Source organism: Streptomyces lacrimifluminis, assembly GCF_014646095.1.
GTDB classification, from domain to species: Bacteria; Actinomycetota; Actinomycetes; order Streptomycetales; family Streptomycetaceae; genus Streptomyces; species Streptomyces lacrimifluminis.
In genome coordinates, this window is the sequence record NZ_BMMU01000005.1 from 323,915 (window position 1) to 335,142 (window position 11,228).

An 11,228-nucleotide genomic window follows, 5' to 3' on the forward strand; every position below is an offset into this window, starting at 1 on the left:
GGCGTCCGCGTGTTCATCCGATCGCCTGCCTGGTGTCCAGTACGTCCAACACCTCGGCCACTCCGAATGCCGGCGGCAGCGATTCGTTCGCCAGGTACAGCTTGTCCGCGACCGGGCGGGGCACCGGGAGATGTTCGAAGTAGCCCTGGACGACACGGTCGGGGCCGGTCGGTCGGGAGACGTACCGGGAGACCGTGGCGATCCGGAACTGTTCACGGCCGTGGGACACCAGCAGGGCTATCTCGGCGATCCGGCGGGTGCCGTCGACGTGGCGGGCGAGTTGGACGACCACGTCGACCGCCGAGTTGATCTGGTCCTTCAACGCCTCGAAGGGGATCATGACTTCGGACATCGAGCCCAGGGTCTGCAGACGCATCAGCGCGTCCTCCGCCGAGTTGGCGTGGACGGTGGCCAGGGAGCCGTCGTGTCCCGTGGACATCGCCTGGAGCATGTCGAGGGTCTCACCGCCTCGGACCTCACCGACGATGATGCGGTCGGGGCGCATGCGCAGGCTGTTGCGGACCAGGTCGCGGATGGTGATCTGACCCTTGCCCTCCACGTTCGGCGGGCGGGATTCGAGGCGGATCACGTGCTCCTGCTGGAGCTGGAGTTCGGCCGAGTCCTCGATGGTGATGATGCGTTCGTGGGAGGGGACCAGGCCGGAGAGGGCGTTGAGGAGCGTCGTCTTGCCGGTGCCCGTGCCGCCGCTGACGATGACGTTGAAGCGGGCCCGGACGAACGCGGCGAGGAGCATCAGCATCTGCTCGTCCAGCGAGCCGAGGCCGATCAACTCCGGGAGTGTGTAGGCGCGGGGGAAACGGCGGATGGTGAGCGTCGGGCCGGTGAGGGAGAGCGGCGGGATGATGACGTTGACGCGTTCGCCGGTGGGCAGGCGGGCGTCGACCATCGGATTCGACTCGTCCACCCGCCTGTTGACCGTGGAGACGATCCGCTCGATGGTCTGCATCAGCTGCTCGCTCGACGCGAAGCGCATGGGAAGCTGTTCGACGCGGCCCGCCCGTTCCACGAAGATCGAGTCGGGGCCGTTGACCATGATCTCGGTGATCGACGCGTCTGCGAGGAGCGGTTCGAGGACGCCCAGACCGAGGGCTTCGTCGACAACTCGCCTGATCAGCTGGGAGCGTTCGGCGGAGGAGAGGACCGGGCCCTCACGGCTGATGATGTGGCCGAGGACGCGTTCCAGCCGGACCCGGCGTTCCGCTGCCGCGAGGCTGGACATCTCCGCGAGGTCGATCTCTTCGAGGAGCTTGGCACGGTAGACGGCGACGAGGTGGCCGTCCTCGCGCGCGGCTCCGCTGCCGTTGTCGTCGGCGGAGGCTATGCGGGAGCGCAGGCTCATGGTCTCTGTCTCAACTCCTCTCCAGTCGGCTTGCGTTGATCGGTCGGTCGGTGAACTCGGTCGGGAAACCCGGTCGATGGGTCAGCCGTCATCGTCGTTGGGCATGGTTGCTTCGCGGGTCACGGGCCATGAGTCGAAGATCGGGATGATCGCGGGGACGGTGACGGTCACGGTCGCGGTGGTCGTGTCGCCCGCACCCAGCGGCGCGCTCACCTGGGGGTCGAGCCAGTCGCTGACGGAGGCGCTGCCCGCCGTCTCCCCGTCGCCGCCGAGGGAGGCGGCCCGGGCCGCCGCGCGGGCTCCCGTGCCGGCCTGGTTGATGCCGTAGCCGATCAGGCCGAGCTGGATGCAGGCCAGGCCGATGATGATGAGGATCGGGAGGAAACCGGCGAACTCCAGGATGGAGGAACCCCGGTCGCGCCTGTCTCGCCGCAGACTGTTCGCGAACCGCTCCCGGAGACGGTTCGAAGAACGCTCGCCCCGAAGACTCCTCATCAGTCCTCGTCCCCCTCCAACGCCGCCCCAGCCTCGCCGTTCACCGTCCAGTCGACGTCGAACCCCGGGAAGAAGAGAGGTACTTGGGCACGGACCGTGGCCTTCATGACCTCACCCTCGGGAGCGCAGCTGATGGCGGCGCCGCTCCAGGCTCCGGGGAGGTTCTCGCCGCCCGCGCTCTCGCAGGCCCCCGCGTAGCCGCTCGGGTCGAGTGCGTACGCCGCGGTGGCCGCGCGAGCCGCCTCGTCCGCCGCGTTGCCGGCCAACGAGTACGTGTAGCCGTACAGCACGCACTGCCACAGGATGCTCATCACGACGAGCAACAGCGGGAACATGCCCGCGAATTCGAGGGTCACCGCCCCTCGGTCGCCGCGCTCTCCTCGTCGGCGCAGGGTCATCGCGCCCCGGTCCGACGACGACGATGACTTGCGTCGCTTGCCACCGCCCCCTTCCTGGACGACGACCAGCCCCAACTCCCCCGCCAGCGCCCACAGCGCCTGCTTGACCGTCGACCGGGCGTCCAGGTCCTGGAGGCGTCCGGCGTCCACCACGCCCTGAAGTTCCTTGAACGCGGCGGGAATCGTCGCGCGGGCGACCTTGGTGCCGGTGACCTTCTCGACGAGGGAGGGCTGGATCTCCGTACCCTTGGACTGCCGGTTGACGACGGTCAGGGTCTCCTCGGCCTTGCGGATCTGGAGGCGGTCCCAGAGGCGGACCATGCGTTTGGCGGCGCGTACGGCGACGACGTCCGGGGTGACGAGGAGCAGGGCGTGGTCGGCCATCTCGACGGCGGCGGCCGTGGCCGAGTCCATCCGGGCGCCGCAGTCGACGACCACGACGTCGTGGCGGGAGCGCAGGGCGGCGACGACCTGGCGGGTCACCCGGTCGGTGACCTCCTCGCCGCGTTCGCCCTCGGAGGGGGCGAGGAGCAGGTCGATGCCGGTGTCGTGGGTGAAGACGGCGTCCTGGAGGACGCGCGGGTTGATGTCCGTGATGGCGGCCAGGTCGGCGATCGACCTGCGGAACTGGACGTCCAGGTAGGAGGCCACGTCCCCCGACTGGAGGTCCAGGTCGATGAGGGCGACGGTGTGGCCCGACGCCCGGGCGGCCAGCGCGAGTTGGACGGCGGTGACGGTGGCGCCGACGCCGCCCTTGGCGCCGGTGACGGTGACGACCGTACCGCCCGGTCCCGCGTACAACTCCGGCGCTGTACTGCCGAGATGGCGCCGCATGCCCGACGACCAGGCCGCCGCGGCCGTGACGCGCTCCGCCAAGGCGTCGTAGCCGAGCGGCAGTTGGACGATACCGCGGGCGCCGGAGTCCATGGCGGCGGTGAGGACGCCGGTGCTGGGGTCGGCGGTGATGAGGACGACCCCGACGGCCGGGAAGCGCATCACCAGGTCACGGACGAGTTCGAGGGCCGGGACGGGCCCTATCCGCTCGTGCACGAGGACGACTTCCGGCAGCTCGTCGAGGGACTCGGCGGCCAGCCGGGCCAGGGTGTCGAGCAGCGCTGTCGAGTCGGCGACGGGCGGGGCGGGTTCGGCGTCGGGGAGCCTGCTGAGGAGGGTGCTCAGGGCGCGGGCCGACTCGATGTCGGCGGTGGCGGGGAGGACGCGGATGGTCATCGGCGCGCCCTCGGCAAGCAAACCTGCGGCTGCGACCGGCGCCGGGGCCGCGGCTGGGATCGGAGCCGGGGCTGCGGTTTCGTACGTACGGACCTCATGCCCGCCTCCTACTTGTCCTTGTCGAGGGTGTACGTACGGTCGGCGGGGCCGGGGACGGCCGTCAGTTCGCCGCCCGCGACCAGGGACAGGCGGACGTGTTCGGCGAACGACTCGGCGTATGCGACGCGTTGGGCGTCCGGTGTCTTGAGCGCGAAGGTGATCGGGACGGCCTCCGACGCCGTACGCCGGCGTTCGTTGGTCGACTGCCCCGGTTCGAGGGCCGTGAGCTTGCCGACGTCGATGACGCGCGCGTTCGTGACGAGCAGCTTGACCTCGTCGACGTTCTTCTCGCTGTCCTTGGCCTCGAAGGTGGCGTAGATGTTGACGAGCGACCCCGGGTCGATCTTTCCGGCAACACCTGTGGAGGCGTCGATCAGGATCGCGATCTCCTGCTCATCGGCGGCCAGTTCGGGCCGGTCGACGATCATGTCGGTCTGCAGGAGGGAGCCCTTCTCCAGCTGGGTCACCGCGATCTTGCCGCGGATCTGGGAGACGCGCGTGACGGCGGTCTCCGACAGCCACCGCTTCGGCATGGAGATCTTCTCGAACTGGTCGGCCGTGAGCTCCTTGTAGGGCGCGATGTCGCCCTTGAGGCGGTACGCCGTCACCTCCGGGCCGACCTTGGAGTTCACGTCGCGGATCACCGAGAGCACTCCGACGAAGGCGCCGATGGCGCACAGGGTCGACAGGACCAGCAGGATGACGCCGCGGCGCTGGCGTGAGTTCATGACGCGGACAACCTCGATCGGGGGTGGGGACGGACACGTCTTCTACGTCTCTTACGTCGTACCTCGGGGCAGTGCTCGTACTGTTGTTCCTGATGCTCCTGCCGGGGTTCCTGCCCGCCCGAGGGCCACGGGAAGCTCCGAATGCGCGGCGAGTGGGGCGGCACAGAATCCGCAGCGGTCGCCGATGAGTTCGAGGCCGCACCAGTGGCACTCCTCGCGGCGTACGGAGGAGACCAGTTGGTAGAGCACGGAGACGTCGTGCAGCCCGGCGGCGAACTCGACGATCTTCCCGGTCCCCCACCAGCGCGCGGACTCCGCGGGCAGCGGAACCGGGGCGACTCCCTGCACGCGCCAGGCGGGTGCGAGGGTCGCGGTGACCCAGTCGGAGGGCGCCTGCCCCTGCGCGACCAGCAGCCGCGTCCCGAACTCGGGCCCGGCCAGCTCCGCCTGGCCCACCCGTACGAGCTGGGCCCGCGGATTGGCCAGTACGGCGAACTGCGCGCCCGGCACCCACGACTTGGCGTGCGACTTGAGGGAGACGGGCACCCGGTCGAGCTTGGCGACGGAACCGAGGTGGGCGCCGGCGTAGATGTAGTGCGCGAGCAGCCGGGCGGAGGAGGCGAGCACGCCCGGGCTGAAGTCGCACATGGAGAGCTGCCTCAACTGCTGGGCCAGCAGGGCGAGTCCGAGGGGCGGCAGATCCACGGCGAGCAGCGCGATACGGTCGCTCTCCAGTACGGAACGCACGGTGTGCAGCCGCCGGGTGACGGCCGGGTCCGTGGCCGCCGGGTAGAGGGCGATGACGTATCCGTGCTGCTCGATGAGGGTGTGCATCCCCATGAGGGCGCCGTCGAGGGTGTCGAGGGACGGGACGGCGGCGGGCGGGGTCTGCCGGTCGTGCGGTGGGAGCACCAGGTCGGAACTGGTGACGGCTATCGCGGTCGGCACGCTGCACACCACCCCGTTCACTGCGGCGGGGTGGTCGGCCACCGCCTCAGATCGCCTCTGTGACGTCCTCTTGCATCAGCACCTTATCCACGGCATGGCCCGCTCAACACCGAATCTTCTAGATCGACTAACGGAAGGTGGAGCCCGATCAACGGAGAGTGAGACGAATATGCCACAAGTCGGGTGGCGGGGAGGGTAGTTGACGAGGGGCCCGCGCCGAAGCCGATGCACCTTTCGGGGACAGGTCTGCCACGATTCTTCACAGCTTCGACAACTTCGCGCTCAGACCTCACCTCCGGAATCGTGGCTTCCATCACGGTGTGAGCGGTTCGCGCCTGGTCCACTGCCCGGATGCTGATCAACCTGATACTCCACGTCCTCCCCTGGTGGATCCGCGAACCCCCGGTCATCGCCGTCAGCCTCCTCTTCTGTGGCCTCGCCCTCTACTGGACCGTCACGGACGGAGGGCGGGCGAGATTCGGCCACGGCGTCCTGTTCCTCGCTGTCGCGGCTCTCCGGATTCACCTCCTCGGAGGGGAGTTGAGAAAGCGACAGGCGACCACACAACTGCCGGCCTTCACTGTGACCAGTCCTTTTGCTGTTGCCACAGTGCAACCCTCCGAACCTGGCGGAGCCTTCGGCCCGACGGATAGCATCCGGTATTTGTCAGTCGTACGGGGAGTCACCTGTGAAGTGCCGTTCTCTGCGCGGCGGCAAGCCCGATGACAATGACGAGAGTGCCGGAGCCGGCACCGGGAGCGAGTCGCCCGCATTGCCGAGGGCGAGCGCCGACGCGACGACCTCCGCCGAGCGACCGAAGATCGAGCTTCCATCAGATGCACTCAACGACGCGCTCGCGTGGGTGCAGGCCTATGTCGACGCCACCATGTCCTCACCGGGACGACTCAGTCGTGGGGCGCTGAATTTCGGGGGTCGTCCCGAGCGAGATAAGCGCGCGTTCTGGTCAGACGGGCCGCAGCAGCACGGAACCTGATACCGGAAGCCTCAGAACCGAGGGCCACGTCGAAGTGTCCTCCATCGCGGACGGTCATATCGGCCATCTTGGCTTCGGAAGCCCCCAACCCGTTACCCGGAGACCGGTCACCCCCGTGAAGAACAAGTGGAACTCAAAGGCGTTGAAGTCCCTTCCCTTCCATTCATGGGGCAGGTTCACCGGGAAGGCCCTGGTGTCGAAGCCCAGGGTTACCGAGTCCTCCCGTTCATCGATGTGCACGTAGAAGAGTTCGCACGCCTCGGTCGGGGGCGGGTCGCCGTCGTACAGCTCCCCCAAGTATGCGCTGGACGCCAGAAGTTGCGACCAGTCAGCGCTCATAGAAGGTCTTCTCGTCGGCCGGGGGAAGGAAGGTGTTCCGTCGGGCGTCGATCTTGCTTACGAAGAGATGCGGTCCGTTGTCCGATCCGTCGGCCTGGATGCGGAACGCGCTCACATGGCTGACGCGCACGGACTCGCTGCAGTCGAATCGGAGAGCCACCCCTCGACCGTCTGCGATGACCCGCATACGCCTCTCCCCGCCGCCCCACGAGGACATCTCGACGCAGCCGACTGACGGTGGGGCCCAATCGGTGAGGGAGATGTTCTCCACTGCCAGGAACTGAGTTGACACTGCACCGTGTCCATCCCCGCATCGGTCCATCCCTGCGGTGCCGAACCAGGAAAAGAGGGCAGGTCGACCCGGAGGGTTACCGTGGGCCCGCGCCAGTTCAGATTGACCGACCTGATCCTTACGTCGGCGAGGTCCGGGACATCGGCCGTAGAGCGAATTGAGCGCTTCCGGATTCACGAGAAAACTCTCAACGGTCATAGTAGTGATGCTCCTCAGCACCCGGGATCTGCCGTTGCGGGTGTCCACACGTCATACCCGACCTTCGCCCGTAGAGCTGCTACGCAGCAGCGGGAGCTGCTGCTGTCACACGGGGATCGTCCACACATGCGAGTCCGTGGGAGGAGCCGGCCTCACTTCCCACTCGGAGAGATCCTCGCCGGGCGCACCGTACGGCAACTGGCCGTCCCGTGGCTCGAAGTACAGACCGTAGGCCCAGTAGTCCGGCATCTCATGACACATGAGGTCGGGGTACGGCTCGATCCGAGCACCCTCGTACGTCGAATTGATCCTGGCCACGGCTTCGGCTCGGGAGATTCCGAACCGGCTGACCATCTCCTCGGCGATCTCGCGGAAATAGTCGAGCATCTCCTCGTCGAGTTCGATGAGAAACTCCTCGGTCTTCACGATGGCCCCACTCTCCGTACGAATGAACTGTCAAACAACTGGGCTGCACGATCGGTGAAGATCGCGATTTGATGTCCGTCAAACACACCAGGTTTACCTTTGAGGAACGCAGGGACATTTCTCAGCATGGGGCCTTCGACCATGTCGTATCCGTGCATGTCCCCACCACTTCGATGATGCCTGATGAAGTCGGCGAGTTCATCACTCGGGCCGTTGAAGATCCGGCTGTTCAGATTGTCCAGCTCGCTCCGAGGTACCCGGAAGTGCAGAACCGCAGGAACATCGTTGTACTTGCTCCCCAGTCTCTTCGCCCAGTCGACGGCCTGCTGCGGACTGTTGGTGACATAGAAACCGTACGAACCGAAGTCCATCTTCCGGGGCTTGAACTGGGGGTCGATCCCGTGAGCGAGAATGTTGTCCGCGCCGGTTCCGGTCGTCCCGTGGTAGAGGTCCACCATGCAGGGCGCTTTCAGGCCCAGTGGGTCCTTCCACTGCAGCGGATTCTTCACGTACGCGTAGTGGTTGGGCGCCGGCGTCCGGCCCAACGGATCGGGGCTCAGATATCGCGCCGTACTGGGCTCGTAATAGCGATGAAGGTTGTAGTGCAGCCCGGTTTCGTCGTCGAAGTACTGGCCGGGGAAACGTAGTGGACAGTCGACGCGCGGCGTGTCGGCCCGCACTGTGGGAACGCCCCAGAGCGTGGACGACGGCGCCCAGACGACTGCTCCGTCGGGGGCGACGAGTTCCGTCGGCGTCCCGATGAGGTCGGTGACGATGGCGTAGAAGCGTTCGTCGATTTCGTCCTGTGACGTGTCCGGCCCCATGGGGCCGGTGGCGCGTACCCGCTGGCCGATCGGGGCCGGCCCGTCCCCCCAGTCCCACGACAGGCTGTGGGTTCCGTCCGTCTGCTCGGCGAGGTTGTCGCCGTCCCAGAAGAAGGAGACCTGCTCGGCCACGGTCGTCCCGTCGTCCTCCAGCAACTGCTTGGCGACACGTCGGCCCACCGGGTCGTAGACGTAGTGCCACCGGCGACCGTCAGGGGTCAGGACATCGGTGAGCTGGTCCTCGGAGTTCCAGGCGTAACACCAGACGCGCACGCCACCTGACAGCAGTTTTGTGATCCGCTCCACTACGCGGCCCTGTCCGTCGTGGCGGTAGCGCGTTCGGCCAGCCCTCCCGATCAGAGTGCCGGAGTACGTACGCTCACCGGGGCCGGTCTCCTCGTCGTTCACCGGTGCTGATGTGCTGAACTCGGTGAGGTTGCCGAGGTCGTCGAACCGGTAGTTCTCGTCCCGGCCGTCGCTGCCGCCGCTCGCGGCCGTCACCCTCCCGGCCGCGTCGAACAAGAAGGTCCGCTCACCGAGACGTGAGTCCGTGACCGAGGAGAGCATGCCGTCGGGACGGTGCTGGAACGTGCGCCGCCGGACGTCGCCGGACTCCGTGACGAGCCGCTGTGTGGTGCGCAGCCGATCCGCGTCCCATTCATGGGTCAGACGCACGGTGTCCCCGAGCGCCCGTTCGATCTCGCGGCCGGTGATGTCGTACTGGAACGTGACGTCGTGCCGCCCGGATCGCTGCACGACGGAGCGCCGTTCGGCGTCGTAGCTCCATCGGGTGATCGCGCCGCTCGGTGTACGGCGCGCGAGGCGCCGTCCGATGAGGTCGTACTCTGAGCGCACCTCCCGTCCGTTCCACGACTCCGCGAGTACCCGGCCCATGGCGTCGTGCTCCGTGCAAAGCTCCACTTCCGCGCCACGTGCCTTTACGAGCCTGCCGAGCACGTCGTACTCGTACGTCGTGGTGGTGCCGTCGGCCTCCATCGCGATGACGTTGCCGATGGCGTCGTACTGGAACCCGGTGACCTGGTCCGCGCCGTTGGTCCGCTCGACCAACTGCCCGGCAGCGTCGTAACGGTAGGTCAAGGTCCGGCCGTTGAAGTCCGTTTCGGAGATCACCCGGCCTACCCCGTCATAGGTGTAACTCCACTCCTGGTCCACCGCGTTGATGACGCTCCGCAGCCTCAGCTCGGTGTCGTACCGGAAGCGTTCCAGTGTCCCGTCCTCGCTCTCCCGCAGCGTGCAGAGATCGAAGTGGGTGTTCTCGAAACGGGTGTGGCGGCCGTTCGACGACGTGTAGTCCAGTGGGTTGCCCTCGGCGTCGTAGGACCAGTCTTCCGTGGTCCCGTTCGGCGAGTGGCGCCACGCGATCCGACCCTCGGTGGTCCATCCGACACGGGTTACGGCACCGAAGGAGTCGGCGAGTTCGACGATCCGGCCGAACGCGTCGCGTACGACTGAGTTCCGCGCCCCCAGGGCGTCGACCGTGGCGACCACGAGCCCTGCGGCGTCGTTGGTCAACGTCTGCTGTCGGTGGCCAAGCGCGTCGGTGATACCGGTGAGACCGCCATGCTCGTCGAACGTGAAGCTCGTCGTGGCACCGAGCGCGTCGACGACCGCCACACGGTTGCCGCGCTCGTCGTAGACCGACTCCCAGGTGTTGCCGTCCGGCTGGGTCACCTTTGTGACCTGCCCGAACTCGTTGTACCTCTTGGCCACGACGCAGCCGTCCGGACGGACTACCTCCGTGGTGTTGCCGATATCGTCGTGGCCGAAGCGGGTGGTACGGCCCAGGGGATCGGTCAGGGACACCAGCCGACCGTGATCGTCCCAGTCCCGGATCGTGGTGTGTCCCAGCGGATCGGTCTCGGTGACAGGGCGGAGATCCCCGTCGAAGATGTAGGTGATCCGCTGTCCGAGGGAATCCGTCGCAACAGTGGTGCGTGTCTCGTCGTCATAGGCGTAGGAGTACGCGAGCACACCGCTGTCACCGCCCGTACGGACGCACCGGCCGACTTCGTCGTAGGCGTAGCGGTACCAGTCGCCGTTCCGGCTTCTCCAGCCGGTGAGCCGCTGCTGGTCGCCGTAGCTGTAGCTCTGGGGCACTGCGGACGAGTCCGTGACACCGACCAGACGGCCCTCTGCGTCGTACTCGTACGTCATGAGGCAGGGCCGGTCCGGAGCACTGAGAAGCGTCAGGGACGTCACGCGGCCGGACGAGGCGGTTACCCCGAGCCGGTAGCCGCCGTGGTGAACCAGCTCGCTCGGGGAGCCGTCCTCCGCGTATCGAATGTCGATCGCATTGTCGTTGCGATCCCGGAGGCCCACCAGCGGGCGTTCCGCAGCGGAGCCGCCAGGCACTCGACGGAAAAGAAGCGTCGTACCAATCTGGGGCTGGTGGACGGTGACTTCTCCGTCCGGAGTGCCGTCCCAGCGCAGAGGCCAGTTGGGGCCGAAGACCGGCCATATCGGCTCACCTGGCTCCGGAACCGCGTAATACAGCATGGTGCCGTCGGCGCCGACGAATCGGAGACCGTCGTCGTCGATGACGATCCGTTGGTCGAGCGTAGACGTCCAGTCGGCGCCGAACCAACGCCCCGATCGCACCCCGGTGCGGTGGCTACGCTCGATGGCCAGAGGCAGCACGCCTGGCAGAGTGACGTCGGTGATCGACATCACCATCTGGCCTGTGGCCATGTCGATCGGGTCGCCGCAGGTGAAGAGGGTTTTCATCTGACGGCCCAGGTTCTTCATACCTGGAGCGAGCCCCTTGACGCCCATGGCCATACCCTTGAGACCGGTTTTGCCGAACGTCTTCAGCCCCTTGGCGAGTCCGCCGAGGGTGGTCAGCCCCTTCATCCCCGGGATGCAGTCGAGCGCGGCCA

Annotated in this window: 10 protein-coding genes; all 10 read right to left on the reverse strand. The window is 67.1% G+C overall.

The window, feature by feature from the left end:
* Positions 1 to 13: 13 nt before the first annotated feature.
* On the reverse strand, positions 14 to 1,360 hold the full coding sequence (locus tag IEY89_RS11415) for a TadA family conjugal transfer-associated ATPase (protein WP_189147208.1): 1,347 nt from the start codon (positions 1,358 to 1,360) through the stop codon (positions 14 to 16).
* A gap of 81 nt (positions 1,361 to 1,441) precedes the next feature.
* Positions 1,442 to 1,855 carry a TadE family protein gene (locus IEY89_RS11420; RefSeq protein ID WP_189147209.1) on the reverse strand — a complete coding sequence of 138 codons (414 nt, stop codon included), beginning with the start codon at positions 1,853 to 1,855 and terminating at the stop codon, positions 1,442 to 1,444.
* Entirely contained in the window at positions 1,855 to 3,483 is a 1,629-nt protein-coding gene (locus IEY89_RS11425) for a CpaE/TadZ family protein (protein WP_189147210.1), read from the reverse strand. The genes IEY89_RS11420 and IEY89_RS11425 overlap by 1 nt, the downstream gene beginning before the upstream one ends.
* A gap of 107 nt (positions 3,484 to 3,590) precedes the next feature.
* Positions 3,591 to 4,310: a Flp pilus assembly protein CpaB gene (cpaB, locus tag IEY89_RS11430; RefSeq protein WP_189147211.1), complete on the reverse strand. Its 720-nt coding sequence runs from the start codon at positions 4,308 to 4,310 to the stop codon at positions 3,591 to 3,593.
* A 51-nt stretch (positions 4,311 to 4,361) separates the two neighbouring features.
* Positions 4,362 to 5,258 carry a hypothetical protein gene (locus IEY89_RS11435; RefSeq protein ID WP_229695156.1) on the reverse strand — a complete coding sequence of 299 codons (897 nt, stop codon included), beginning with the start codon at positions 5,256 to 5,258 and terminating at the stop codon, positions 4,362 to 4,364.
* Positions 5,259 to 6,306: 1,048 nt separating this feature from the next.
* Entirely contained in the window at positions 6,307 to 6,591 is a 285-nt protein-coding gene (locus IEY89_RS11440; RefSeq protein ID WP_189147212.1) for an Imm50 family immunity protein, read from the reverse strand.
* Positions 6,581 to 6,751 (reverse strand): hypothetical protein, encoded by a 171-nt coding sequence (locus tag IEY89_RS40555; protein ID WP_229695157.1) that lies wholly within the window; start codon positions 6,749 to 6,751, stop codon positions 6,581 to 6,583. Before IEY89_RS40555 ends, IEY89_RS11440 begins: the two co-directional genes overlap by 11 nt.
* Positions 6,703 to 7,056, reverse strand: a complete 354-nt coding sequence (locus IEY89_RS42290) for an Imm50 family immunity protein (protein WP_506004846.1) — start codon at positions 7,054 to 7,056, stop codon at positions 6,703 to 6,705. Before IEY89_RS42290 ends, IEY89_RS40555 begins: the two co-directional genes overlap by 49 nt.
* 130 nt (positions 7,057 to 7,186) lie before the next feature.
* Entirely contained in the window at positions 7,187 to 7,507 is a 321-nt protein-coding gene (locus IEY89_RS11450; RefSeq protein WP_229695158.1) for a hypothetical protein, read from the reverse strand.
* Positions 7,504 to 11,228: RHS repeat-associated core domain-containing protein (locus IEY89_RS11455; RefSeq protein WP_229695159.1), on the reverse strand; the 3,725-nt coding region annotated here is incomplete at its 5' end. The genes IEY89_RS11450 and IEY89_RS11455, both read right to left, overlap by 4 nt.